The organism is Brevundimonas sp. DW-iso22 (assembly GCF_058725425.1).
The window spans coordinates 187,794-212,927 of record NZ_JBZXEB010000004.1 but is presented as its reverse complement, the minus strand read 5'-3'; the positions used below and the strand labels follow the sequence as shown (position 1 = coordinate 212,927).

General features: G+C 66.7%; 27 protein-coding genes. 11 read left to right on the top strand and 16 right to left on the bottom strand.

Annotated elements, in window-relative coordinates; translation table 11 throughout:
* From AC4PRM_RS07280 to AC4PRM_RS07265, 4 genes are read right to left on the bottom strand one after another with little or no spacing between them, the layout of a single operon-like run.
* Positions 1-1,590, bottom strand: a complete 1,590-nt coding sequence (locus tag AC4PRM_RS07280; RefSeq protein WP_492039339.1) for an alkaline phosphatase D family protein — start codon at positions 1,588-1,590, stop codon at positions 1-3.
* 51 nt (positions 1,591-1,641) lie between these two features.
* Positions 1,642-2,082, bottom strand: a complete 441-nt coding sequence (locus tag AC4PRM_RS07275) for a DUF305 domain-containing protein (RefSeq protein WP_492039338.1) — start codon at positions 2,080-2,082, stop codon at positions 1,642-1,644.
* 2 nt (positions 2,083-2,084) lie between these two features.
* Positions 2,085-4,307, bottom strand: coding sequence for a phosphoribosylformylglycinamidine synthase subunit PurL (gene purL, locus AC4PRM_RS07270; protein WP_492039337.1), 2,223 nt, complete (start codon positions 4,305-4,307; stop codon positions 2,085-2,087).
* Between the two features lie 48 nt (positions 4,308-4,355).
* Positions 4,356-5,150 carry a TspO-related membrane protein gene (locus AC4PRM_RS07265; RefSeq protein WP_492039336.1) on the bottom strand — a complete coding sequence of 265 codons (795 nt, stop codon included), beginning with the start codon at positions 5,148-5,150 and terminating at the stop codon, positions 4,356-4,358.
* Positions 5,151-5,275: 125 nt separating this feature from the next.
* Here AC4PRM_RS07265 and AC4PRM_RS07260 point away from each other — a divergent pair, with 125 nt between their 5' ends.
* Positions 5,276-5,494 carry a hypothetical protein gene (locus AC4PRM_RS07260; RefSeq protein ID WP_492039335.1) on the top strand — a complete coding sequence of 73 codons (219 nt, stop codon included), beginning with the start codon at positions 5,276-5,278 and terminating at the stop codon, positions 5,492-5,494.
* 6 nt (positions 5,495-5,500) lie between these two features.
* On the opposite strand, the gene purQ is transcribed toward AC4PRM_RS07260, so the two are convergent.
* Genes purQ through purC form a run of 5 tightly spaced genes read right to left on the bottom strand, consistent with a single transcriptional unit; the run spans position 5,501 to position 7,854 of the window.
* Positions 5,501-6,163, bottom strand: coding sequence for a phosphoribosylformylglycinamidine synthase subunit PurQ (gene purQ / locus AC4PRM_RS07255; RefSeq protein ID WP_487922604.1), 663 nt, complete (start codon positions 6,161-6,163; stop codon positions 5,501-5,503).
* A 40-nt stretch (positions 6,164-6,203) separates the two neighbouring features.
* Complete coding sequence (locus AC4PRM_RS07250) at positions 6,204-6,683, bottom strand: YbhB/YbcL family Raf kinase inhibitor-like protein (protein ID WP_373257921.1); 480 nt, start codon at positions 6,681-6,683, stop codon at positions 6,204-6,206.
* Between the two features lie 48 nt (positions 6,684-6,731).
* Positions 6,732-6,863, bottom strand: a complete 132-nt coding sequence (locus tag AC4PRM_RS07245) for a hypothetical protein (protein ID WP_373257920.1) — start codon at positions 6,861-6,863, stop codon at positions 6,732-6,734.
* Positions 6,860-7,096 (bottom strand): phosphoribosylformylglycinamidine synthase subunit PurS, encoded by a 237-nt coding sequence (gene purS, locus AC4PRM_RS07240; RefSeq protein ID WP_487922606.1) that lies wholly within the window; start codon positions 7,094-7,096, stop codon positions 6,860-6,862. The genes AC4PRM_RS07245 and purS overlap by 4 nt, the downstream gene beginning before the upstream one ends.
* A complete protein-coding gene (gene purC / locus AC4PRM_RS07235; RefSeq protein WP_373257918.1) occupies positions 7,096-7,854 on the bottom strand; it encodes a phosphoribosylaminoimidazolesuccinocarboxamide synthase in 759 nt (252 codons plus the stop codon). The genes purS and purC overlap by 1 nt, the downstream gene beginning before the upstream one ends.
* A 271-nt stretch (positions 7,855-8,125) precedes the next feature.
* Between purC and AC4PRM_RS07230 the strand changes: the two genes are divergently transcribed.
* Positions 8,126-8,449, top strand: a complete 324-nt coding sequence (locus AC4PRM_RS07230; RefSeq protein WP_292174980.1) for a DUF1476 domain-containing protein — start codon at positions 8,126-8,128, stop codon at positions 8,447-8,449.
* A gap of 75 nt (positions 8,450-8,524) precedes the next feature.
* Here AC4PRM_RS07230 and AC4PRM_RS07225 read toward each other — a convergent pair whose 3' ends face one another.
* From AC4PRM_RS07225 to purB, 4 genes are all read right to left on the bottom strand, one after another.
* Positions 8,525-9,130 carry a fasciclin domain-containing protein gene (locus AC4PRM_RS07225; protein WP_492039334.1) on the bottom strand — a complete coding sequence of 202 codons (606 nt, stop codon included), beginning with the start codon at positions 9,128-9,130 and terminating at the stop codon, positions 8,525-8,527.
* Positions 9,131-9,212: 82 nt separating this feature from the next.
* Positions 9,213-9,770, bottom strand: coding sequence for a DNA-deoxyinosine glycosylase (locus AC4PRM_RS07220; protein ID WP_373257916.1), 558 nt, complete (start codon positions 9,768-9,770; stop codon positions 9,213-9,215).
* Positions 9,757-10,488: a 2OG-Fe(II) oxygenase gene (locus tag AC4PRM_RS07215; protein WP_487922608.1), complete on the bottom strand. Its 732-nt coding sequence runs from the start codon at positions 10,486-10,488 to the stop codon at positions 9,757-9,759. Before AC4PRM_RS07215 ends, AC4PRM_RS07220 begins: the two co-directional genes overlap by 14 nt.
* On the bottom strand, positions 10,488-11,789 hold the full coding sequence (gene purB / locus AC4PRM_RS07210) for an adenylosuccinate lyase (RefSeq protein WP_492039333.1): 1,302 nt from the start codon (positions 11,787-11,789) through the stop codon (positions 10,488-10,490). The genes AC4PRM_RS07215 and purB overlap by 1 nt, the downstream gene beginning before the upstream one ends.
* 55 nt (positions 11,790-11,844) lie before the next feature.
* On the opposite strand from purB, the gene AC4PRM_RS07205 reads away from it, so the two are divergent.
* Positions 11,845-12,513 (top strand): glutathione S-transferase, encoded by a 669-nt coding sequence (locus AC4PRM_RS07205; protein ID WP_492039332.1) that lies wholly within the window; start codon positions 11,845-11,847, stop codon positions 12,511-12,513.
* Positions 12,514-12,557: 44 nt separating this feature from the next.
* Entirely contained in the window at positions 12,558-12,743 is a 186-nt protein-coding gene (locus AC4PRM_RS07200; RefSeq protein ID WP_492039331.1) for a hypothetical protein, read from the top strand.
* 315 nt (positions 12,744-13,058) lie between these two features.
* On the opposite strand, the gene AC4PRM_RS07195 is transcribed toward AC4PRM_RS07200, so the two are convergent.
* A complete protein-coding gene (locus tag AC4PRM_RS07195) occupies positions 13,059-14,765 on the bottom strand; it encodes a lytic transglycosylase domain-containing protein (protein ID WP_492039330.1) in 1,707 nt (568 codons plus the stop codon).
* A gap of 155 nt (positions 14,766-14,920) precedes the next feature.
* The gene (locus AC4PRM_RS07190; RefSeq protein ID WP_492039329.1) at positions 14,921-15,709 is read right to left on the bottom strand and encodes a uracil-DNA glycosylase; all 789 of its coding nucleotides are present in this window, start codon (positions 15,707-15,709) and stop codon (positions 14,921-14,923) included.
* Positions 15,710-15,907: 198 nt separating this feature from the next.
* On the opposite strand from AC4PRM_RS07190, the gene AC4PRM_RS07185 reads away from it, so the two are divergent.
* The 7 genes from AC4PRM_RS07185 (at position 15,908) to AC4PRM_RS07155 (ending at position 24,120) form a co-directional block, all read left to right on the top strand.
* On the top strand, positions 15,908-17,560 hold the full coding sequence (locus AC4PRM_RS07185; protein ID WP_492039539.1) for an electron transfer flavoprotein-ubiquinone oxidoreductase: 1,653 nt from the start codon (positions 15,908-15,910) through the stop codon (positions 17,558-17,560).
* A gap of 56 nt (positions 17,561-17,616) precedes the next feature.
* On the top strand, positions 17,617-19,491 hold the full coding sequence (locus AC4PRM_RS07180; RefSeq protein ID WP_492039328.1) for a tetratricopeptide repeat protein: 1,875 nt from the start codon (positions 17,617-17,619) through the stop codon (positions 19,489-19,491).
* A gap of 4 nt (positions 19,492-19,495) precedes the next feature.
* Positions 19,496-20,368, top strand: a complete 873-nt coding sequence (locus tag AC4PRM_RS07175; RefSeq protein WP_373257906.1) for a 4-(cytidine 5'-diphospho)-2-C-methyl-D-erythritol kinase — start codon at positions 19,496-19,498, stop codon at positions 20,366-20,368.
* Between the two features lie 34 nt (positions 20,369-20,402).
* Positions 20,403-21,317 carry a hypothetical protein gene (locus AC4PRM_RS07170; RefSeq protein ID WP_492039327.1) on the top strand — a complete coding sequence of 305 codons (915 nt, stop codon included), beginning with the start codon at positions 20,403-20,405 and terminating at the stop codon, positions 21,315-21,317.
* Positions 21,318-21,386: 69 nt separating this feature from the next.
* Positions 21,387-22,589 carry a glycine C-acetyltransferase gene (locus AC4PRM_RS07165; protein ID WP_492039326.1) on the top strand — a complete coding sequence of 401 codons (1,203 nt, stop codon included), beginning with the start codon at positions 21,387-21,389 and terminating at the stop codon, positions 22,587-22,589.
* A complete protein-coding gene (gene tdh, locus AC4PRM_RS07160; protein ID WP_492039325.1) occupies positions 22,589-23,650 on the top strand; it encodes an L-threonine 3-dehydrogenase in 1,062 nt (353 codons plus the stop codon). Before AC4PRM_RS07165 ends, tdh begins: the two co-directional genes overlap by 1 nt.
* 23 nt (positions 23,651-23,673) lie before the next feature.
* Positions 23,674-24,120: an opioid growth factor receptor-related protein gene (locus AC4PRM_RS07155; RefSeq protein WP_492039324.1), complete on the top strand. Its 447-nt coding sequence runs from the start codon at positions 23,674-23,676 to the stop codon at positions 24,118-24,120.
* Here AC4PRM_RS07155 and AC4PRM_RS07150 read toward each other — a convergent pair.
* Positions 24,117-25,124 carry a DNA topoisomerase IB gene (locus AC4PRM_RS07150; protein ID WP_492039323.1) on the bottom strand — a complete coding sequence of 336 codons (1,008 nt, stop codon included), beginning with the start codon at positions 25,122-25,124 and terminating at the stop codon, positions 24,117-24,119. The two genes, AC4PRM_RS07155 and AC4PRM_RS07150, sit on opposite strands and share 4 nt — an antisense overlap.
* Positions 25,125-25,134: the final 10 nt, after the last annotated feature.

The window sequence follows — 25,134 nt, the reverse complement described above, 5'->3', positions numbered from 1 at the left end:
TCAGGCGGCCACGACCCGTGCATCGCCGCTGGCCACCGCGAACTTGGCCCGCGTTGTCAGGGTTCCGCCCTTGTCCGACACCTTGTCCAGCACCTTGAACTCGGTCTGCCAGCGTTCGGGGGTGATGTCGCAGACGACATAGCCGCGCTGGGCGTTGTTGAACTTCAGGAAGGGGTTATCGGCGAGATAGCGGCGGCCATCGGCGCGCTGGTCCTGGCCGTCGCCGGACGAACTGATCGAGGTGGTGACGAACTCCGAGGCTATCGGAGACCCCTCCGGGTTGCGGCTGTCGCGGTAAAGTTCACCGGCATAGTTCTGGTGCTCGTCGCCGGTCAGGATGACGGTATTGTCGATCCGGCGCTCACGCAGACGATCCAGCAGCCGCTGGCGCGGGATGGCGTATCCGGCCCAGGTGTCCAGGTTGTAGCCGGGCTCGGGCCCCTCCTTGCGGTCCAGGTCCATGACCATGATCTGCTGGGCCAGGACCTTCCAGTGCGCCTGAGTGCGATCCAGATTGCGATACAGCCACTGTTCCTGCGCCTCGCCCATGACCTGGGCTGCCGGGTCACGCACCGCATCGCAGGTCGAGGCCCAGGTGCCGTCGCACGGGATGGCGGTCCTGAACTGGCGCGTGTCGAGAAAGTTCAGGTCCAGCAAATTGCCCCAGGTCGCGTGGCGATAAAGCTGGATAGCCGCGCCCGTCGGGAAGGATGAACGCCGTAGAGGCATGTTTTCGTAATAGGCCTGGGCTGCCGCCTGCCGCCGCAGGTTGAACACCTCGGGCGGGGTGCCGTCCTGATCCAGGGCGGCGGTCCAGTTATTGTCGGTTTCGTGGTCGTCCCAGGTGCAGAACCAGGAGGTGGCGGCGTGGCTGGCCTGCAGGTCAGTGTCCAGCTTGTACTGGGCATAGCGGCGGCGGTAGTCGTCCAGCGAATAGATTTCGCCGCCCAGATGCTGGCGGGGATTGTCCATCGTGCCGCCGGAGCCGGTGTAGGTGCGGTTGCCGCGCCCCTCATAGATGTAGTCGCCGTAGCAGAAGACGAAGTCCAGGTTCTCCTCGGCGATCTTGCGGTGGGCGGTGTAGAATCCCTGCTCATAGGCTTGGCAGCCGACGATGCCGAAGCGGGCCTGTGCGACCTGAGCGCCCGCCGCCGGGGCCGTCTTCGCCCGACCCGAAGGCGAGCGTTCGCGCCCGGCCGTAAAGCGATAGAAATAGTCACGACCGGGCTCCAGTCCCCCGACCTCGACGTGAACGGAGTGGGCCAGTTCGGGGCGTGCAACCGCTTCGCCGCTGCGGACCACGGTGTTGAAGCCACGGTCGGAGGCGACTTCCCAGTTCACCAGCGTGGGCTGGCTGGGCATGCCATGGCCGATCTCCAGCGGGCGGGGGGCCAGACGGGTCCAGATCACGAACCCGTCCGGCAACGGATCGCCCGAGGCGATGCCCAGCTGGAACGGATATTCGGCGAACACCGGCCCGGCCATGCGCCGGGTGTTTTCCTGGGCCAGCGCACCGCCGCTGACCAGGGCACCACCGGCGCCGAGGCTGAGCAACAGGCCGCGACGGGACAGGGAATCGATCGGACGCATGGGCGCACTCCAGGCTGAAGTTGTGCACCTAGCCCGGAAATGTGACGGTCCTTACTGGGTCGGTCGCCAAGCCTTCATCTCCGCGATCTCGCGGGTCTGGGCGTCGATGACGGCCAGGGCCATACGGCGGATCTCGGGGTCCTGGCTTTCACGCAGGGCCACCTGGGCCATGGCGACGGCCCCTTCGTGGTGGGCAATCATCTTGGCGATATAGGCTTCATCCACGGTCTCGCCGGATGCCTCTGCCATCAGGCGGTGCATCTCGGTTTCGGAGGCGGCGAAGGCCTGGTTGCCGGGTGTCGCAGCAGCGCCGTGGCCCATGGCGGCATGGTCGACCGGGGCGGGACCGGACACTTCACCATCGACGACGGTCGCCGCTTGCCGCTCGGACGAGGCGTCGCGCAAGGCCTGCTGGACAGGATCGCCGCCGCCTTCGCAAGCGGTCACGCTCAGGGCCAATAGAGACAGAGCGGCGATGGTATGCAGGCGCATGTTCAACCTTCGATCCAGTTCGGCATCCAGCTTTCGTGCATTTCGCGCAGGTGTTCCAGCGGCAGGCGGAACAGGTCGCCGCCCTTGCCGGTCGAGGCGAAGTCGGTGCCACGGGCCCGGCCGACGACGGAGGCGTGCAACCCGGCCTCCTGCGCCCTGGCGATCAGGCTGACCGGGTCGGTGACGGCGACCAGATAACGGGCCTGGTCCTCGCCAAACAGCAGGAAGTGGGCGTGGTCGTGGCTGGAGGCGTCCAGCTCGACGCCGCAGTCGCTGGCCAGGGCGATGTCCGCCGCCGCACCGATCAAGCCGCCATCGGACAGGTCGTGAACACAGGTCAGGTCTCCGCCCTCGATCAGGCCGCGCACGAAGTCGCCCGTCTTGCGCTCCAGCGCCAGATCGACGGGCGGCGGTGCGCCTTCTTCGCGGCCCAGCACGTCGCGCAGATAGATGGACGAGCCCAGCTCTCCATGCGTCTCGCCGATCAGCACCAGCACATCGCCCTCGGCCATGGTGCCGAAGCCGGTGACGATGTCGTAGTTGCTCAGCAGGCCCACGGCCCCGACGGTCGGGGTCGGCGGAATGGCGACGCCATTGGTCTCGTTGTAGAGCGACACGTTTCCGCTCACGACCGGGAAGTCCAGCACGCGGCAGGCCTCGGCCATGCCGTCGATGGCGCGGACGATCTGGCCCATGATTTCGGGGCGCTGCGGGTTGCCGAAGTTCAGATTGTCGGTGATGGCGATGGGGCGGCTGCCGACCGCGGTCAGGTTGCGCCAGGCTTCGGCTACCGCCTGTTTGCCACCTTCATAGGGGTCGGCCTGGACATAGCGCGGGGTGCAGTCGGAGGTGACGGCCAGACCCTTGTCCGTGCCGTGCACGCGAACCACGCCCGCATCGGCCGCCGTGGCGGAATCGTGCAGGGTGTCTGCCATGACGTGGCGGTCGTACTGTTCCCAGATCCAGCGCTTGGAGGCCATGTCGGGGCAGGTCACCACCTTGATCACCGCATCGACCCAGCTGTCGGGCGCGGGCACCTCGGCGGGCGTCAGGCGGGGTTGAAGCTCCGGCTGGACCCAAGGGCGGTCATAGAGCGGCGCATCGTCGAACAGCGGGGCCAGCGGCACATCGCAAACGGTCTCGCCATGATGCTTCAGGACCAGGCGACCCGTGTCGGTCGTCTGGCCGATGACGGCGGCGTCCAGGCCCCATTTCTTGAAGATGCGGTGGCCGTCTTCCTCGCGGCCCGGCTTCAGGACCGCCAGCATCCGCTCCTGGCTTTCCGACAGCATCATCTCATAGGCGGTCATGCCCTCCTCGCGCTGGGGCACGGCATCCATGTTCAGCTCAATGCCGACGCCGCCCTTGCCGGCCATTTCGACGGAGGAGCTGGTCAGACCCGCCGCCCCCATGTCCTGGATGGCGGCGACGGCACCGGAAGCCATCAGCTCCAGCGTCGCCTCGATCAGCAGCTTTTCGGCGAAGGGATCGCCGACCTGCACCGTGGGGCGTTTGCTGTCCGACTCATCATCGAATTCGGCCGAGGACATGGTCGCGCCGTGAATGCCGTCGCGGCCGGTCTTGGAGCCGAAATAGACCACCGAAAGGCCCGGCGCAGGCGCGGCCGAATAGAACAGGGCATCGGCCTTGGCGAGGCCCACGCACATGGCGTTGACCAGGATGTTGCCGTTATAGCCGCTGTGGAAATTGGTCTCGCCCGCCACGGTCGGCACGCCGACGCAGTTGCCATAGCCGCCGATGCCGGAGACGACGCCCTTGACCAGCCGCTTCGTCTTCTCGTGCGACGGATCGCCGAAGCGCAGGGCGTTCAGCAGGGCCACGGGGCGCGCCCCCATGGTGAAGACGTCACGCATGATGCCGCCCACGCCCGTCGCCGCACCCTGATAGGGTTCGATGAAGCTGGGGTGATTGTGGCTTTCCATCTTGAAGATGCAGGCATCACCGTCGTCGATGTCGATCACCCCGGCATTCTCGCCGGGACCACAGATGACGCGCGGCCCGGTGGTCGGGAACTTGCCCAGATGGATCTTGGACGATTTGTAGGAGCAGTGCTCGGACCACATGACTGAGAAGACGCCGAGCTCGACATGGTTGGGCTCGCGCCCCAGCCGGTCGAGGACGACCTGATATTCGTTGGGAGCCAGGCCGTATTCGGCGGCCAGCTCGGCCATCGACGGGGTGGGGGTCTTTTCAGATGCGCTCATGGGCGGGCGTCATAGCGGGTGTCGGCCCCGCTGTCAGCCGCCGTGCGCCTAAACCGCCCGGTCGACGCCCGACTTCAGCCGGAAGGCCAGAAGGATCGCCCCGATCAGCACAACGACACCCGCTGCCAGGCCGATCATGGCCAGGGGCATGTTGCGTTCCTGCTCTGCCACGAAGGCCCCCAGCAGGCCCCAGGCGATGGGCAGGGAATAGGCGATGGTGCGTACGCGCCACGTCACCAGTAGGGCGACGGCCACCACGACGACGATAGCCAGGGCTGCCCAGAGCGTCGGAGACAGCATGGTCGGCAGGTCGCCGTTGCCGGTCGCGACGGTAATCAGGTTCAAAGAGGCTGCCACGGTCAGCCAGCCTGCCAGCAGGCTGAGCGGCCAGACGGTCATCCAGCGGTCGCGGTCGGCGCGCGACAGGGCGCGGATGGCATGGGCACCGGTCAGCATCGGAATCAGCAGCACGATCAAAGAGCCGAAGATCAGCACGATGGTCGCCAGCTCCCAGTCGAAAGCCGCCGCCACGATCCACCAGCCGATGCCCAGAAACGCCAGGATCGACGGCCAGCCGAACCGGTTGATCATCTCGCTCTCGCCCGTCTGGGGCAAGGCCTGGCGGATCGCATAGACCAGCAGCCCTGCGTAGATCACGCCCCAGATGGCGAAGGCATAACCCGCGACCTTCAACGTCGTGTCGCTGTCGGCCGAGAACTCCTGCGCCGTCTGACCCCATCCCATGAACATCTGCACCTGGGAGATGGCGATGGCGAAGACGACCGTCGCCAGCACGATCAGGCGGCGGGTCATCTGGGACGAGCTGGGACGAAGGATGGACATGGGCGCGCTCCGGCGGAGATATCGACGTGCCGCCAATACGCACAGGAACGGCAAAGGTTCACCCCCGCGCATGCGGAACCGCCCTGTACGCCAGCGGTTAAGGCTGGACACTCAGGAGAACGACCATGGCCGACGAAAAACCCGTCTTCGAAACCGACGAAGTCTCCGCCACCCGAGGCCGCGAACAGGGCCTGGGCATCGGTGCCCGCGAACTGGCCGCCCAGCGAGACGCCGGCGACGTCCAATCACGCGACGACGAGGACGCGATCATCGAAGCCAATGACGCGGACTACGAAGAGACGGTCCATCCTGCCGGCAATAACGCAGACGGCAAACCGGACTGATCTCGCCTAGGCCGCATCCATGATGCTGCGGAACAGGGTCGCGCCGTCGGCGGAGCCAAGCTCCTCCTCGAAGGCGCGATCCGGGTGTGGCATCATGCCCAGCACATTGCCTCGCGCGTTCTGGAGGCCGGCAATGTCGGCCATCGAACCGTTGGGGTTGTCGATATAGCGGAACACGACCTGGCCCTCGCCCTCGATGCGGGCCAGGGTTTCCGGCTCGGCGAAGTAGTTTCCGTCACCGTTGCCCTGGGTCATGATGACTTCGCGCTGGCCCTGATAGCCGGCCGTGAAGCGGGTCTGGCCATTGGCGACCGTCAGGCTGATGGGCTTGCACACATATTTCAGCCCGCTGTTGCGCAGCAGGGCACCCGGCAGCATCCCGGCCTCGCAAAGGATCTGGAAGCCGTTGCAGATACCCAGCACCGCGACGCCATCATCCGCCGCCTTCTTCACCGCCTGCATGACGGGCGACTGCGCCGCCATGGCCCCGCACCGCAGATAGTCTCCGTAGGAAAAGCCGCCCGGCAGGACGATCAGGTCGAGGCCAGACGGCAACTCCGTATCCTGATGCCAGACCATATCCACGCGCTCGCCTGTGGAGCGTTCGATGGCGACCTTGCAGTCGCGATCACAGTTGGACCCGGGGAAGACGATGACGGCTGCGCTCATGGCGCGGGCGTTTAGCAGGCTTCGCGCGCCCTGTCAGGTGTCAGCCCTTGTTCTCGTAAGTCGCCGTGATCGAGGCCTTCGCCAGGGTGTGGAAATGCAGGTTGAAGCCGAACACCGCGCCGGAATCGTCGGCGGTCACATCCAGCGAGTCCGTGTCGACGGCGAACACCGTGAAGATGTAGCGGTGCGGACCATGACCGGCGGGCGGAGCGGCCCCGCCGAAACCGGCCTGACCGAAGTCGGTGCGGCCCTGAATAGCACGCATGGGCAGGTGGCCGCCGGATGAGCCCGCGCCGGTCTCCAACTCGGTCACATCCGCCGGAATATTGGCGACCGTCCAGTGCCAGAAGCCCGAGCCGGTCGGCGCGTCGGGGTCATAGACGGTGATGGCGTAGCTTTTCGTGCCCTCAGGCGCACCGGACCAAGTCAGATGGGGCGAGGTATTGCCCTTCGCCTGAACCTGAGCATCTGGCAGCAGGCCGCCGTCAGTGATGTCGTTGGAGGTCAGGGTGAAGGTCATGAGGGCCTCGCGTAAATGTTGGGAACGAACACTAACGCACCAACGCCCTCAGTGTGCCGCGTCCTTGGCCTGCTGGGTGAAGGCACGGTCGTCCATCAGCCCACCGGCCAGCGCCCCGGCGAAGATCAGGCACCCGGCCAGTACGAACAGAGCCACCAGAAGTTTGACCCCGCGCTTCACGCCACCTCGATGCGGTAGCTTTCGATAACGGTGTTGGCCAGCAGTTGCTCGCACATCTTCTTCGCCTCGGCGGCGGGGTCTTCGACGCCGTCCAGGTCGAACTCGATCAGCTTGCCGACGCGGGCTCCGGACACGCCGGTCCAGCCCAGGCCGTGCAGGGCCCCTTCGACGGCCTTGCCCTGAACGTCCAGGACGCCGGGCTTCAGGAAGATGTGTGCTTTCACCTTGGCCATCAGTGCAGTCCCCCCTGAATCACAGTCGGCATGTCCTTCATGATCCCCAGGCGGCGCGCCACCTCGGTATAACTTTCGATCACGCCGCCCAGATCGCGGCGGAAGCGGTCCTTGTCCAGCTTCTCACCCGTCGTGGTGTCCCACAGGCGGCAGCTGTCGGGGCTGATCTCGTCGGCCAGGATGACGCGGCTGAAGTCGTTTTCCCAGATCCGGCCGAACTCGATCTTGAAGTCCACCAGGGTGATGCCGACGGCCCCGAACATGCCCGACAGATAGTCGTTCACGCGCACGGTCGTGGCCAGGATGTCATCCAGTTCCTGGGTCGAGGCCCAGTTGAAGGCGGTGATATGCTCTTCAGTGACCATCGGGTCGTTGAGCTCGTCCTTCTTGAGATAGAATTCGATGATCGAGCGGGGCAGGGGCGTGCCCTCGTCGATGCCCAGTCGCTTGCTCATCGAGCCGGCCACGACGTTGCGGCAGACGACCTCCAGCGGGATGATCTCGACCTCGCGGATCAGCTGCTCGCGCAGGTTCAGCCGCTTGATGAAGTGGTTGGTGACGCCGATGCCGTTCAGGCGGCTCATCACGAACTCGCTGATGCGGTTGTTGATGACGCCCTTGCCCTCAAGCTGAGCCTTCTTCTCGCCGTTGAAGGCGGTGGCGTCGTCCTTGAAATACTGGATCAGGGTGCCGGGCTCGGGTCCCTCGTACAGGATCTTGGCCTTGCCTTCGTAGATCTTCTTGCGCTTGACGTTCATTCACCGGGTCCGACGGGGCCTGCCTTAAACGAAAATCGCGCGGCCAGAACCATCGTCTGGGCGGCGCGATCCGGAATCGGCGGGCAGGGATTTGACGCGGGCACCTTTAGCGGAACCCCGGTCCCGATACAAACGCGTCCGCGACGACACGTCCGCCTGTCATCCGTGCGCCTGCATCCGGTTCCGGTTGCGTTCGCAAGCGGGGCGGCTATAGACCACCTCGAATGCGGTCCGAGCTCTGAGGATCGCCTGCCGGAGCCTGACGACCCCCATGACGACCTTCGACGATCGCGAAAAGGGCTTTGAAGCCAAATATGCTCTGGACGCCGAGCAGGAGTTCAAGGCCGTCGCCCGTCGCAACAAGCTGCTGGGTCTCTGGGCCGCAGAGAAAATGGGCCTCAGCGCCGACAGCGCGGATCAATATGCCAGTGCTGTGGTGAAGGCCGACTTCGAACAGCCGGGCGAAGAAGACGTCTTCCGCAAGATCGCCCAGGACCTGGAAGGCTCGGGCATCGCCGTCACGGAGGGCGAAGTGCGCCGCAAGATGGACGAGCTGTCGTCGGTCGCCCGCGAGCAGATCCGCAGCGGCGAATAGGCCGACATCGCAGACATGAAAAAAGGGCCGCTCCGTTGCCGGAGCGGCCCTTTCTGCTGTCCGGGGAGGACGCGGTTAGTTCGGCATCACGACCGTGTCGATGGCGTGGATCACGCCGTTGGTCGCGGCCACGTCGGCCTGGACGACGCGCGAGGTGCCGCCGTTTTCGTCCGTCAGGGTGACGGAGCCGTCAGCACCGGCACGGGCGGTCAGAGTGCCGCCTTCAACGGTGGTCAAGGTGGCGGAGCCGCCACCGGCCGTGATCTGCTCGGTCAGGGCTGCGGCCGTCACGTTACCGGGGACGACGTGATAGGTCAGGATCTTGGTCAGATCCGCCTTGCCGGCCGGCGACATCAGGGTTTCACGCGTGGCGGCCGGAACCTTCTCGAACGCCGCGTTGGTCGGCGCGAACACGGTGAAGGGGCCGGCACCATTCAGGGTTTCGACCAGTTCAGCGGACTGGACGGCGCTGACCAAGGTGCTGAAGTCGCTGTTGCCCTGGGCGGTGGCGACGATGGTGCCCGTGGCTGCGGCGGGCGCCATGCTGTCAGTGGCGGGGGCCATCGCGCCTTCGGCCGACATGGCGTCGGTGGCCGGTTCAGCGGATTCGGGGCTGCTGCAGGCGGCGAGGCCGAGAACGGCCATCGAGGCTACGGTCAAGGTAATCATGCGGGTATTCATGGGCTTCTCTCCTGATCGGCCGCTCTCAGAGTGGCGGCGTCGTGTAAGAGACGAACCAGCGATCAAAAGGATGCGCGATCGATCACGTTTTCGGGTGCGACATGTGATCACGTGCGGCGTGGGGCATTCGCACATACGGGCTGAGAACTGCCCAGCGTTCCGCCTTCCAGGCCAGCGTCCGCGCCATCGCCGGACTGGATGACGGTAGGGTCAGGCGGACGATCTGCCCCACCTCCGGCCCCAGCACCCGCGCCCCCTCACGTGCCGCCTTGCCGCCATTGAAGGCGATGGCTTTGAGCTGGGGCAGGGCCGCGACCAGACCGTTGAGATCAGCGTGGACAGGTAGGCGGATGGCGGTGTCCAGACTGCCGATTCGCTCCGCCTCGGCGATCACGTCCCACAGGCCAATGCCGTGAGCCTTCAGGATACTCAGCCGTTCCCCATAGGGCTGGCCAGCGAGATCTGGATGGCCGATCACGCCTCCGATCAGCCGCCAGAACCCATTCTGCGGATGCGCATAATACTGGCCCGCCTTCAGCGACGCCTCGCCCGGCAAACTCCCCAGGATCAACAGGCGGGTGTTCGCATCGACGACGGGATCGAAGGCGCGCTTGCGGGCGGACGCCTCAGCGCCCGGCATTTCTCAGCCAGCCGACGACGGACAGGCGCGGGCCCTGGGCATAGGCCGCGACCGGTGCGACGGAATGATACTGCGGCACCGAGAACAGCGTCAGAGTGTTCCAGCGCGGGGCGTGGCCACGGATCACATCGCCCGCCGCATCATGGAATAGCAACTGCCCGCCCCAGTCGGCGCGCCAGGTGCGGGTCAAGCCCAAGGTATAGGCTACCAGCCTGTCGCTGGCCTCGGATCCCACGTCGTTGTGCAGGCCGATGAAGTCGCCGGGGCGGTAGCGGGTCAGCTGACCGTCGGCCTTGGCGATGTCGGCGCGGCCCGTGATGGCAATGCCCAGCTGCACGAAGGCGTCGTTCAGGAACTCGGTGATGGCGTGCACTGGATGGCCCGGATCACGCCGGGTCAGATAGGCCGTGATCAGGGGGTAGGTCAGGTACAGAAAGCCGTATCCCGTGCCCGCCCGCGTCATCATTCCGCGAAGCTGTTGCTGCAGGGCGGCGTCGCCCTGGGCCACGACCTGCTGGCGGGTCAGGACGGCCGGCCGGCCATCCTCGCCCTGAAAGGCCAGGTCCCAGTCGATGCCGGTCTCCAGTATCTTTGCCAGATACTCCGCCGTCTCGCCCTCGAACACATCCGCGACCTGGACCCAGCCGTCACGGCGATAAGCCTCCGCTGCCGCCGCGACATCCAGCTTGGGATTGAGACGGATCGGCGGGTTCGCCATCAGCCCGCGCCGAAGACCCGGTTAAAGACGGTGTCGACGTGTTTGGTGTGGTAGCCGACGTCGAACAGGGCCTCCAGTTGCTCGGTCGGCAGGGTCACGCGGGCGTCGGCCTTCAGGAAGTCCAGGAACCGGCCCTCGCCGCGCCAGACCTTCATGGCGTTCTCCTGAACCGCGGCATAGGCGTCCTCGCGCGACACACCGGCTTGGGTCAGGGCCAGCATGACGCGTTGCGAATGCACCAGCCCGCCCAGCAGATCGAGATTCTTCTGCATGTTCTCGGGATAGACGTTCAGCCGCTCGACCACATTGGCCAAGCGGTGCAGGGCGAAGTCCAGGTGGATAGTCGCGTCCGGCCCGATGCCGCGCTCGACCGAGGAGTGGCTGATGTCCCGCTCGTGCCACAGGGCGACGTTCTCCATCGCGGGCGTCACGGCCGAGCGGACCAGACGGGCCAGGCCGGTCAGGTTCTCGGTCAGGATGGGGTTGCGCTTGTGCGGCATGGCCGACGAGCCCTTCTGGCCCTTGTCGAAGAACTCCTCGGCCTCGAGGACTTCGGTGCGCTGCAGATGGCGGATTTCGATAGCCAGCCGCTCGACCGAACTGGCCACGACGCCCAGGGCCGCAAAGAAGGCGGCGTGACGGTCGCGCGGGATGACCTGGGTCGACACGGGCTCGACCGCCAGACCCATCTGGTCGGCGACATACTGTTCCACCGCCGGATCGACATTGGCAAAGGTTCCGACCGCGCCGGAGATGGCGCAGGTGGCGATCTCTTCTTTCGCGGTGATCAGGCGGCGCTTCGCCCGCTGGAACTCGGCGTGATAGCCTGCCAGTTTCAGGCCGAAGGTCACCGGCTCGGCATGGATGCCGTGGCTGCGGCCGACGCAGGGCGTTAATTTGTGCTCCTTGGCACGTGTCTCCAGCGCGGCCAGAACCCGCTCGACGCCCTCGATCAACAGGTCTGACGACCGCGCCAGCTGCACGGCGAAACAGGTGTCCAGCACGTCGGACGACGTCATCCCCTGGTGCAGGAACCGCGCCTCTTCGCCCACGATTTCCGACACATGGGTCAGGAAGGCGATGACGTCATGCTTGGTGGTGCGCTCGATCTCGTCGATGCGGTCGGCGTCGAAGGTGACGTCCTTGCCCTTGGCCCAGATGGCCTCGGCCGCGCTGGCCGGGATGGTGCCCAGCTGCGCCATCTTGCTAGCGGCATGGGCTTCGATCTCGAACCAGATCCGGTATTTGGTCTCTTGCGACCAGATGGCGACGGCGGCGGGGCGGGAATAGCGCGTGATCATGGGGGCGTCTAAAGGCTGTCGGCAGCGAGCCTGTCAAGGAATCGAGGAGCGAACCATGGAACTGATCGTCGGAAACATCGCCTTTTCCACCTGGTCGCTGCGGCCCTGGCTGGTGCTGAAGCGGTGCGGGGCCGAGTTCACGATGCGCGAGGTGGCGCTGTATGGCCCCCGCTATCGCGAGGAGCTGGACCGGGTGTCGCCGTCGGGCAAGGTGCCGCTGCTGGTTGTGGACGGGGTGACGATCTGGGATTCCATGGCCATCAGCGTCTGGTGCGCCGAGCGGTATCCGGAGGCGAAGCTGTGGCCCACGGACGCCCACGCCCGCTGGCTGGCGCGGTCGGTGGCGTGCGAGATGCACTCATCCTTCATGGCCCTGCGCAGCGAATGCGGCATGGGGCCGGACGCGGCGGGCGTGATCCACACCATGGTCGGCCCCGACCGGGCCCCGCCCCCGACCAGCGAGGCGGTCGCCGCCGACGTGCGCCGACTGGTCGAAATCTTCCGCACCATGCGCGCCCGCTTCGGCCAGGGCGGGCCATACCTGTTCGGCGAATGGTCCATCCCCGACGCCTTCTTCACCCCGGTGGCGACGCGGTTCCGGCATTACCAGATCGACCTGGCCGCGCATGGGGATGACGGGACGGCGGCCGAATACTGCGAGACGCTGCTGGCTCAGCCGGACTTTCTGGAGTGGAGCCGGATGGGTGGGGCAGAGGCGGGGTGACCTGCTCGGTTGCTCAAGAGCCATTTTGGGGGAATGCTTGCCGGATGGAACAAAAGTTTTCTGACATCGAGGTCGAGGCTGCGGCCCGGCAACTCCACCGGATAGGCCGCCATCACAACTGGTTCAGCGGCCCTGCCGATTATCGTGATATGGACCCGATTGCTGTCAGTGAATTTGAGGGAGCGGTGGAGGAGATTTTGCGTGCAGCGGCAAAAGCACGAACCGCCTAAGGTCTCCGATGGGTCGGAAGCAGTCTTTGGCCTCGGATTGCAAAGCTGATGTCGGCGGCACTTGTACTCGCGCTCGTTCGCCAGCCAAGACCGCGACCGCTACAAGCTGAGCGTTAACTCCGCCGACAAACTTGGCCTTAAGAGGGTCACGCTAGGCTGGCACCTTCGCAACGCTTCCGCGTTCAGGTGTTATCATGACCGTCCCCGTGCCTCAGCCCGCCGCCCGTCGCCCCAGCCTGATGGTCTATGGGCTGTTGATCGTGGTGGCCTGCTGCCTGCCGGCGCTTCTGCTGGCGAGCGTGATCTAGAACCGGCTTACTGGCTGCCCGCAGGCACCTGGGCCTGGGCATAGTCGACCGGCTGGGCCGGCATCGGCGGCGGGGCCACATAGTCCAGGCTGAGTGGCACCAGCGACGCGCCTGAGGCCACGGCGTCCAGCGTGTGCAGCGGCCGCCCGTTCATGCGCTGATAGATCCAGTAGGCGGCCACGACCTTTTCGACATATTCGCGCGCCTGGGGCACGTCGATCGTCTCGATCAGCAGCAGGGGATCGGCATTGGGCCCCAGCTTGCGCACCGCCGCCACCATCGGCCCTGGCCCGGCATTGTAGGAGGCCGTGGCGCGCAGCAGGTCGCCGTTGATCGCCGGCATGGCCAGAACCTTGTTCACATAGGCCTGACCCAGTTGGGCGTTCAGATTGGGATCGAACAGCCGGTCTGGGCTGCTGATCAGGCCCCGGTCGCCCGACAGTTCCGCCGCCGTCGCGGGCATGACCTGCATCAGGCCGTAAGCGCCGACCGCCGAACGGGCGCGGGCGTTGAAGTCGGTTTCCTTGCGCGCGATCGCATAGACCAGCGAGCGTTCGATGGTGAAGCCACCGGCGGGCTCGATCACCGGCTGGGGGAAACGGTCGGCATTGATGCGGCGGGCCTCGTCGTCGCGGCCACCCAGACGCGGACCCATCATCCGGCCCAGGGCGCTCCACATCCGGCGGCCGCGCTCGGTGATCGCACCGCGAAGGCCGGTGCGCAGTTCCTCGCGCGCCTCGGAGCCCCGCCCGACCTCGAGCCAGGCGAGGGTGCGCCGCGCCTGGGCGTCCTCGCGTAGAAAGGCCTCCATCTCGGCATTGTCGATGTCGGAGGTGTCGTCCCCGGCCCAGGATGTCTGACGCACGCTGGCGACGGCGGAGTAGGGGACCGGGCCCATGTTTTCGATCGCCGGTTCCTCGCCCAGCTGGCGCAGGGCGATCTGGCCATAGAAGGTGGCGGGCCACTGGGCTGCGCGGCGCAGATTGGGCTGGATGCGGTTCTGGCGACCGGCCATGCCCGCCGATTTGGCGGCCCAGAAGGCGGCCCCGGCGCGAACCCAGGCATCTTCGGTCGGATCGTCATAGACGCGCTCGAACGCCTCGATGGCGGGGCCATAGTCGCCCAGCCGATACTGGGCCAGGCCGACCGTCCACCAGTCGCCGATCTGGCCACCGAGTGACACCGCCCCTTGCAGGTCGTCGCGGTTCAGGGCGACGCGGGCGGCGCGGGCCGGATCGGCCTCGCGGTTGCCGCCGGCGGCGATCAGACTGGTCCAGGTGCGGGCCACGCTGACCGGGCGGCGCGGCTCGGGCGCACCGTCGGGGCGGCGCTGCATCGCCAGATTATAGACCCGATCTGCCGTGGACAGGTCGGAGTATTGCTCCAGCCAGGCGGCCAGTTCGTCATAGGTGGCGACGTGGTCGCGATGGAAAAGGCTTTCAAACTCGACCTGGCCCAGCAGGACGCGGTCCTGGGCCTGACGGGCGGAGGCGCGGGCGGCATCGATGTCCCCGCGTCGCAGGGCATCGAAGGCGGTGGTGTAGCTGAGACGGTCAGCCTGGCTGAGGGCTGAGGGGCGGCGGTCCTGGCCTTCACCCTCGACGACGGCCTCGTACGGGACTTCGGTGGCATGGACGTGCGCCAGTCCGGTCAGGGCCGACAGCGCGATGGCGAGCGTCGGCGCAAGACAGGCGCGGCGGAAATCTACTGGCACAGGCGGCCCCCCTGGGAGCGGCGTCCGACCCGTCTCGAAACAGGTTCAGCGCTCGCTATTCGTTCGGTCGTCAGGCCCGAGGACACCCGCCCTCACGCCACATGTCAATCTGTTACGAGAATCGGGCGGTTTTGAGTCGCCTGTGAGGCGAACCGTCAGGTCGCCGCGTCGAGACGCCCCGCCAGCGCCAGCATGTCGGCCCAGGCCATAGCCTTGGCCTGGGGCTGTTTCAGCAGAAAGGCAGGGTTCAATGTGACCAGTGCCGGAGCTGACACCGCGCCCTCGTGCAGTCGCCAGTCCTGCCAGGTCCCGCGCAGGCCCATCACATTGCCCGTCGCGCCCAGCACCGCCCGCGCCGGGGCCGCGCCCAGCAACAGCACTGCGCGAGGCTTAAGGATTTCCAGCGCGCGCTCCAGAAACGGCAGGCAGGCGGCCTGTTCCTCGGGGGCTGGGGCCCGGTCGCCCGGTGGTCGCCAGAAGACGCTGTTCATCTTCCATGTCCGATCCGCCAGTCCCGATTCGATCAGCATGCGGTCGAACATCCGGCCCGCTCGTCCGGCGAAGACCTCGCCCGAACTGTCCTCCGCCTCGCCCGGCGCATTGCCGATGACCAGCAGGCTGGCGTCGTCCGGCCCCGATCCGACCACGGCCCGCCGCGCCCCCTGACGCTTCAGCCCGCAGCCGTCGAAGGTGGCGGCGACGGCGACCAGAGCGTCCAGTGTCATGGCCTCGGCGGCCAGGGCCCGGGCCTGCTGGGCGCATTCGGCGCTGTCGGGGGCGGCCACGACCGCCGAGGTGGCCTTCAGAACCGCCTTGCGGGCAGGCGGCAGCTCGACATGGGTCCGGTCGACCGGGGCGTCCTCATAGCAGCCGTCCACCCCCGCATCGCGCCAGAAGGCGAGCAAGCTTTCGGTCGCGGCAATGTCCAGGGCGGCAGGGGTCATGGGCTCGCAGATAGCGATAGTCCTTGACCACCCTTGCGTCACCTTCCGATAAGCGGAAAACGACAAGACTATACTGACCACGAGGAAATCCCCATGGCCGAAGACGTGATCGAAGGCGGTGCCACCAATGCCTGGCAGGACGCGATCATCGACAAACTGCCCGCCAATGAGGCCCTGACCGGCGTCGAGCGCGAGGTCATGGAGTATGACGTCGTCATCGTCGGCGGCGGCCCCGCCGGCCTGTCCGCCGCCATCCGCCTGAAGCAGCGGGCGGAAAAGGACGGCAAGGAAATCAGTGTCGCCGTTCTGGAGAAGTCGGCCGAGATCGGCGGACACATTCTGTCGGGCGCGGTCATCGATCCCAAGGCGCTGAACGAGCTGTTCCCCGACTGGAAGGCGCGCGGTGCGCCGCTGGAGACGCCCGTTACCGAGGACCGCTTCATGGTGTTGGGCCCGGCAGGTCAGGCCTCGCTGCCGATGATGATGCTGCCGCCGATGATGCACAATGACGGCTGCTACATCGCCTCGCTGGGCAATGTATCCCGCTGGCTGGGCGAACAGGCTGAGGCGCTGGGCGTCGAGGTCTATCCCGGCATGGCCGCCAGTCATGTCGTCTGGGATGAACCCTCAGGACGTGTGAAGGGCGTTGTCGCGGGTGTCTTCGGCATCGACCGCGAGGGCAAGCCGACCGATGACTTCCAGCCCGGCATCGAACTGCATGGCAAATATGTCTTCATCGCCGAGGGCGTGCGCGGCTCCCTGGCCAAGACCATCATGGCCCGCCACAACCTGTGCGACACCGCCGAGCCCCAGAAGTTCGGCATCGGCCTGAAGGAGCTGTGGCAGGTGCCCGCCGAGAAGCACCGCCCGGGCCTGGCCCAGCACACCACCGGCTGGCCGCTGGACGAGTTCACCGGCGGCGGCAGCTTCATGTACCATTTCGGCGACCGCTATGTGGCCATCGGCTATGTGGTGCACCTGAACTACAAGAACCCGTTCCTGTCGCCGTTCGACGAGTTCCAGCGCTTCAAGCATCACCCGGCCATCGCCGAGCATCTGGAGGGTGGCACCCGCATCTCCTACGGTGCCCGCGCCATCACCGAGGGCGGTTTCCAGTCAGTGCCCAGGCTGTCGTTCCCGGGCGGTGCCCTGATCGGCTGCTCCGCCGGCTTCGTGAACGTGCCCCGCATCAAGGGCAGCCACAATGCGATGAAGTCCGGCATGCTGGCCGCCGACGCCGCCTATGACGCGGTTCAGGCCGGGCGCGAGGGCGATCAGCTGGTCGAGTACCAGGCCGCCTATGAGAAGAGCTGGGTTTACAAGGAACTGAAGGCGGTCCGGAACGCCAAGCCCTATCTGACCAAGTTCGGCACCACCCTGGGCGGAGCCTTCGGCGTGGCCGAGATGTGGTTCACCGGCCTGACCGGCATCGCCGTGCCCTGGACGATGAAGCACAAGAAGACGGATGCCGCCTCGACTGAACTGGCGTCCAGGCACAAGCCGATCGCCTATCCCAAGCCGGACGGCAAGCTGTCGTTCGACAAGCTGTCGTCGGTGTTCATCTCCAACACCAACCACGCCGAGGAGCAGCCTGCGCATCTGAAGCTGCTGGACCCGTCAGTGCCGATCCGGGTCAATCTGCCGAAATATGGCGAGCCGGCGCGGTTGTATTGCCCGGCGGGCGTATACGAGGTCGTCTATGGCGACGAGGCGGCCAAGGCGGATCCTCGCTTCGTCATCAACGCCCAGAACTGCGTCCACTGCAAAACCTGCGACATCAAGGATCCGTCCCAGAACATCGTCTGGACGACGCCCGAGGGCGGCGGCGGCCCCAACTATCCGAATATGTGACGCCGTCGGGATCGCGGGCCTTGCCATTGCCGCATAAGCCGGGAAGGGTCGGGCCCATGATCCTGACCCCGCTTCGCCTGCTCTCGACCGGTTGCGCCCTCGTGGCCCTGATGATGGCCGCGCCGTCCCTGGCCCAGGATGTCCCGGCGTCCCAAGTGCCGGACGCTGGCGTGCCGACACAGGCCGAGCCCGCTGTCCTGCCGCCTGCCATCGTGGTCGAGGCCCCGCCTATCGACCGGACCGCAGAGCCGGAGGCACCCGCCATTCCCGCGGTCTGGTCGCCGATACCTGAAACGGCCGACGGTCAGTCGGCCTACGGCCTCTATTTGTCGGGGCGTCTGGCCAGTTTTCGCGGCGATCGCACGACGGGGGCCGCACTGTTGGCGCAGGCCCAGTCGCTGGTGCCCGAACAGCCCGTCCTGGCCGACGAGGCCTTCCGCGAGGGGCTGTTCGCTGGCGATCTGGATGAGGTCGCCCGCCTGACGCCGCTGGTCAGCCAGACCCCGCAACTGGCCGAAGCGGGGCGCTTCACGGATGTGGTTCAGTCGCTGCAGCGCGGAGACGCCCAGCGTGCTCAGGCCATCATCCGGCAAGGCGGATTCTCCGACTTCTTCGGCGTCGGCGTGCGCTTTCTGACACCGATCGTCGCGGCGGGCGCGGGAGACTGGCTGACGGCCCTGTCCCCCGCTGTCGTTGCGCCGCAAGACCCGTCCGCCTTCATCCTTCGCCTGAACCGCGCCCAGCTGCTGGAGCGCCGTAGGCAGTTCGATGCGGCAGAGGTCGAATACAAGGCGTTGCTGGAGACACCGATCGGGACGCGGTTCGCCGCCGAGGCCTATGGCGCTTTTCTGGAGCGTCGCCGCCGCAAGGACGAAGCCATCGTCGTCTATGACGCCGCCCTGGCCGCCGGACCTGCAGACCCGGCCATCGTCGCCGCCCGTACACGCGCTTCCGGCCGGGGACGCGCGCCCGCCCTGGCCAGCCTGAACGACCTTGCGGCTGATGCCCTGAACTTCATCGCGGGCGGAGCCAGACAGGCCGAGGCCAGCGACCTGGCCATCATCTATCTGAGGCTGGCGCAAAGCCTGCGCCCGGACAATCTGACCGCCTATGAACTGGGCGAAGCCCTGGCCAAGGCGGAGCGCGAACTGCCCGCGCGTGAGGCTTTCGGCTCCGTGACCACCGCCGATCCGCTGATCTATGCCGAGGCGCAGTACAGCATCGGCGAGAGCTTCGTGCGCGACGAGATGCCCGATCAGGCGCTGACGGCTTTCCGCCGCGCCGACGCAGCCGCCCCGGACCAGCCCCGCATGGCCCTGGCGCTGTCGGGCCAGTTGCTGGGCATGGGCTTCACCGAGGAGGCGCTGGGTGTCCTCAATCGTCCCACGATCAATACAGCGGACCAGCACCCCCTGATCCACTTCCAGCGCGGGGCGGCGCTGGAACGTCTGGGCCGTCTGGATGAGGCGGAAACCGAGCTCTGGACGGCGCTTCAGGCCGCCCCGGACAATGCCACCATCCTGAACTTCCTCGGCTATATGTGGGTCGACACCGGTCGCCGGGTCGAGGAGGGGGCCGAGATGCTGGCCCGCGCCCATGCCGCCGCGCCCGAGGACGGCAATATCCAGGACTCCCTCGGCTGGGCCCAGTACCGGCAAGGGCAGTACGAGACAGCGGTTACGACCCTGCAGGAAGCCGTCGAAAAGGAGCCGGGAAACGCCGAGATCAACGACCACCTGGGCGACGCCTACTGGCAGGTCGGTCGCCAGCGCGAGGCCCAGTGGCAGTGGACGCGCGTCCTGACCCTGGATCCCGACGCCGAGCGCCGAGCCGAGGTTGAGCGCAAGCTGGTCGAGGGGCTGACGGAGCCGGCCCTGACGCCCGGTACAGCACCGGCACCCGCAGAGGCCATCGTCGTCGGTGGCGGCTGAGCCTATGCCGCCGCTGACGGCGATCGCGCCCGCCAAGATCAATTTGTTTCTGCACGTCGGGCCGGTGGACGGCGAGGGCTATCACCCTCTGACCAGCCTGGTGGCCTTTGCCGCTGTCGGCGACATTGTCTCGGTCGAGCGATCGGACCGGCTGTCGCTGACCGTCGGTGGTCCGTTCGGGACTGGTCTGGCCAATGATCCGGACAATCTGATCCTGCGTGCGCTGCGTGCCCTGGGCGAAGCGACAGGGATCGGCGAGCCGCCGCTTTACGTCCATCTCGAAAAGCGCCTGCCCATCGCGGCAGGTCTCGGCGGCGGGTCGTCGGATGCGGGGGCGGCACTGAAGCTGGCGCGCAACCTTCTGGGACTGGACCTTGACGATGCTGTCTTGGGCGACATCGCCAGGGTCGTCGGCGCGGACGGCCCCATGTGCCTGCATGCCCGCACGGCCTGGGCCGAGGGGCGGGGCGAGGTCCTGACGTTCGAGCCCAACCTGCCGCCTCTGCATGCCCTGCTGGTCAACCCCGGCGTGCCGTCGCCGACGGGCGCGGTTTACCGGGCCTACGATGCCGAGCCGCGGGCTCTGGAGCCGCGGCCGACGCCGCCTGCGGACTGGAGCTCCGCCGGTGTGATCGACTGGCTGGCAGGCCAGCGCAATGATTTGCAGGCCCCGGCCATCGCGCTCCAGCCCGCCATCGGGACGGCCATGCAGTCCGTCGCCGCGCTACCGGCTGTCCGCCTGACCCGGATGTCGGGATCGGGGGCCACGGTTTTCGCCCTGTTCGACAGACGCGAGGCGGCCGAGGCTGCGGCGCGCCAACTGGCGAGCGAACAGCCCGAATGGTGGATCACACCGACGACGCTGGCTGCCCCTTAACCGTCGGCAAACCCGCGTGCGTTAGGGTCCAGGCATGAACAGCCTGACCCCCGCCTGGATCGCCGCCTTCGAGGCCGTGCTGAACAAAGTCCCGGCGGAGGATCGCGCCCGGATCGCCGCTCTTGCCCCCGCCGCCGCAGAGGCCGCAGCCGACAGCGCCCCGCACTGGGATTTCGACCAGCCGGGGCATCGCGCGGAGGCGGCCCTGTCCGGCACCTTTGGTCCCGCAGTGACCGACGACCACCGCCGCGCCCTGATCGCGCACTGGGCACTGGAGATGCCGGGCCGGATCGCCACCGCCGATCTGCCTCAGGCGTCGCTGGAGCTCTATCCGGAATGGATCGGGCGGTTGGCCGACTTCCTGACAGCCGCGGCCGATCCCTACGACCGCGACTTCTGGGCCAAGGACGTGCGCATCTCGCTGGTGCTGTCGGTGCCGGGCGCGCGCACCCAGATGATCGACCTGTCCTCGCCCATGGGGCCGGGCCAGGTGTTGCGCCATGCGCGCGAGGGCTGGGGCTGGTCGGTTATCCCTTCGTACATCGCCGCCCAGAGTTGGAAGCCCTGGCTGGAGGTCCACACCGAAAGCCGCGAACTGTCCGACTTCAACGAGGCGGGCTGGGACCGCGCCTGGGCGACGGCCGCCGAAGTCTGCAAGCGCCGCCCGCAGATGGCGGGCATGCTGGGATCGTCATGGTTCTATGATCCGCCACTGGAGCAGATCAGCCCGCGCCTGGCCTATCTGCGGGTCAATCCGCTGAAGCACGGGGCGTTTCTACTGCATCAGGGTCCGGGCGAGATACACAGCCAGCGGGCTGCGACCAGTTCGCCCACCCGCGCCGCCCTGATCGAGAAGGGCGAATACACCGCCCGCTCCTGGATCGTCGCCTGGCCCCGTGCGGCCCTGATCCGCTGGGCCGACAGCCGCGCGGCAGGGTCCGCCGGCTGACCCGGTTTCACGACCGGCAGCGACAGCCCGGGCTTTAAACCCCCGGCGAAAACGTCTAGCGACAGCGGCATGACCCAAGCCACCAATGCGGCCTTCTACGACCGCGTCTCCGCCGAGCTTTCCGACATAGAGGCGCAGGGCCTCACCAAGCCCGAGCGTGTCATCGCCTCACGTCAGGGGCCCGTCATCAAGGTCGGCGGACGCGACGTCCTGAACTTCTGTGCCAACAACTATCTGGGTCTGGCGGGCGACGAGCGCGTCACCCAGGCCGGCATCAAGGCGCAGGAAAAATGGGGCGCGGGCACGGCCTCGGTCCGCTTCATCTGCGGCACGCTGGAAATCCACAAGGAGCTGGAGCGGGCCACCGCCGACTATCTGGGCTTTGAGGACACCATCCTGTTCGCTGCCGCCTTCGACGCCAATGGCGGCATCTTCGAGCCGCTGTTCGGAGCCGAGGATGCGATCGTCTCGGACGCGCTGAACCACGCCTCGATCATCGACGGGGTGCGGCTGTGCAAGGCCAAACGCTATCGCTTCGCCACCTCCGACATGGACGATCTGGAGGCCCAGCTGAAACAGGCCCGGGCCGATGGCGCGCGCAATATCGTCATCGCTACCGACGGTGCGTTTTCGATGGACGGCTATATCGCCAAGCTGAAGGACATCCGCGCCCTGGCGGACAGGTACGACGCCCTGATCATGGTCGATGACTGTCACGCCACGGGTTTCCTGGGTCCGCAGGGCCGCGGCTCCTATGCCTACCACGGGGTCGAGATCGACTTCCTCACCGGCACCTTTGGCAAGGCGCTGGGTGGGGCCATGGGTGGCTTTATCTGTGCCAAGGCCAATGTCGTGGCCCTGCTGAAACAGCGGGCGCGGCCATACCTGTTCTCCAATGCGCTGAGCCCCGCCGTCTGCGGCTCGTCGCTGGAGGCCATCCGCATCGCCGCCGGGTCGGAAGGCGACGCCTTGCGTGAGCAACTGATGGCCAATGCCGCCCGCTATCGGGCCGCGATGACCGAGGCCGGTTTCACGCTGCAACCCGGCGAGCATCCGATTATCCCGGTCATGCTGGGCGACGCCAAACTTGCGCAGGACATGGCGGCCCGGCTGCTGGAGCTGGGCGTCTATGTGATCGGCTTCTCGTTCCCGGTGGTCCCGCGCGGCCAGGCCCGCATCCGCACCCAGATGTCGGCGGCGCATACCTTTGAACAGATCGATCAGGTGGTCGCGGCATTCACGACGGCCGGTAAAGAACTGGGAGTAATCTGATGAGCACGACAGACTCTGGCACCATGCAGGCCCTGGCCAAGACGCGTCCCGAAGTCGGGCTGGAACTGATCACGGCTCCGATCCCCGTCGCGGGTGACGAGGACGTGCTGATCAAGGTCCACAAGACCGCCGTCTGCGGCACCGACATCCACATCTGGAATTGGGACGAGTGGTCCCAGAAGAATGTGCCGGTCCCTATGATCACCGGCCACGAGTTCGCGGGCGAGATCGTAGCCATCGGCAAGGACGTGGATCGCAGGCTCAAGATCGGCCAACGCGTCTCGGCAGAAGGTCACGTCATCGACCTGAATTCCGAGGCGGCCCGCGCCGGCCACTTCCACCTGGATCCCGACACCCGCGGCATCGGCGTCAATCGCCAGGGCTGTTTCGCCGAGTTCGTGGTTGCCCCGGCCTTCAACGTCATCGAACTGCCCGACGATGTGCCTTACGAGATCGGCTCGATCCTGGATCCGTTCGGCAATGCCGTGCACACGGCGCAGCAGTTCGACCTGCTGGGCGAGGATGTACTGGTCACCGGGGCCGGGCCCATCGGCATGATGGCCGCCGCCGTCGCCCGCCACGCAGGCGCGCGGACCGTCGTCCTGACCGACATCAACGACTTCCGTCTGGAGCTGGCCCAGAAGGTCGCGCCGGGCGTGCGGACGGTGAACACCACGCGCGAAGACCTGCACGACGTCATGCACGAGCTGGGCCTGAAGGTCGGCTTCGACGTGGCGCTGGAAATGTCGGGCTCGCCCATCGCCTTCAAACAGTGCGTCGACACCCTGATCATGGGCGGTGGCCTGGCCCTGCTGGGTATTCCGTCCAAGCCGATGGAGACGGACTGGGGCGCGATCATCCTGAAGGCCCTGACCATCAAGGGCGTCTATGGGCGCGAGATGTTCACGACTTGGCGCAAGATGCTGGGCCTGTTGAAGGCCGGCCTGGACCTGACGCCGCTGATCACCCACCAGATGCCCTATCAGGACTTCCAGAAGGGCTTCGAGGTCATGAAGGCCGGTCAGTCGGGCAAGGTCGTTCTGGACTGGTCCAGGGCCTGACGCTCCTCCGTCCGGCAAAAGGCATGGCCGCCATCGTCGATTTTCTGAAGGGGGCGGGCACCGACGGGGCCGGCCGCACGGTCTTCGACGTGGTGGCCATGGATGACCGGGCAATCGAACGCACCCACGACTTCATCCAGTGGCTGTTTCCGCTGGCCGAGCTGTCCGGGGCCAACCGCCGCGCGCCGGTCCTGAGCTCGGCGGACGTCGAGGAGGTGCAGGCCTGCGGCATGTGCCAGGTTGCCCTGGCCGCCGCGACGGACCGGATGAGCGCCTTCTACGGCCACAACACGCACTGGCTGGTCCCGCACGATCACAACCATCTGCGGATCACGCGGATCATCAAGTCGCTGCGCCTGCTGCGGGGCGACGATGAGGCCGATGAGTTCCGCACCATGATCCTGGCCCTCGACGAGGCGGCGGATCGCCCCGCCAGCGTCGACAGCCGCCGCTACTGGACCACGGCCTAGGCCTTCAGCAGCTTCATCAGCGCGGGCTCGAACCCCTTGGTCTCCGCGCCGGGCAAGACGTCCAGCAGCTTGCCCGCTTCGAACAGTTCGAACACCTGTGGATGCACATAGGAGCTGCGGCACACGGTCGGGGTATTGCCCAGAAGGCCCGCGACAGCCTTCACGCAGACCGTGATCTTGCGCTTGGCATCAGTGGGTGAGGTCGGGGCTTCCGTATCGCGCAGCGCCCGGGCCGCGGACACCGTCCCGGCCCAGGTGCGGAAATCCTTGGCGGAGAAGTCCTCGCCCATGGCGTCGCGGATATAGGCGTTCACATCGTCCGACGTGATGGGGCACAGGTCGCCGTCGGCATCGCGGTACTTGAACAATTGCTGACCGGGCAGTTCGCGCAGGGAGCGGACTACGGTGGCCAGCCGCCGATCCTGCACCCGCACGGCATGCTCGACCCCGCTCTTGCCCTTGAAGGCGAAGGTCAGCCGCGTGCCGTCGACGTCCAGATGACGCTTGTTCAGGGTGGTCAGGCCATATGACCGGTTGGCCTTGGCATACTGGGCATTGCCCACGCGGATCAGGGTGACTTCCAGCAGGCGCACCGCCGTGGCCAGCACCTTGTCGCGCGACACGCCGCGCCTGTTCAGGTCGGCCTCGACCCGCTCGCGCAGCCGGGGCAGGGCGCGGGCGAAGGCGGGCAGGCGCTCGAACTTCGTCTGTGACGCGTGAGTGCTCCAGTCGTTGTGATAGCGGTACTGTTTGCGACCCTTGGTATCGCGACCCGTGGCCTGGATATGGCCTGTCGCTCGCGGGCAGATCCAGACATCGGTCCAGGCCGGCGGGATGGCCAGCATGCGGATGCGGTCAAGCACCGCCTTGTCCTTGATGACCTTTCCGGTCTTGTCCCGATAGGAAAATCCCTTGCCCGAGCGGGCGCGGGTCAGGCCGGCATGATCATCGCTGCACCAGGTCAGGCCGGTGGGTATCTGGGCGTGATCGGCGGTCGAGGTCATGTCGGGCGTA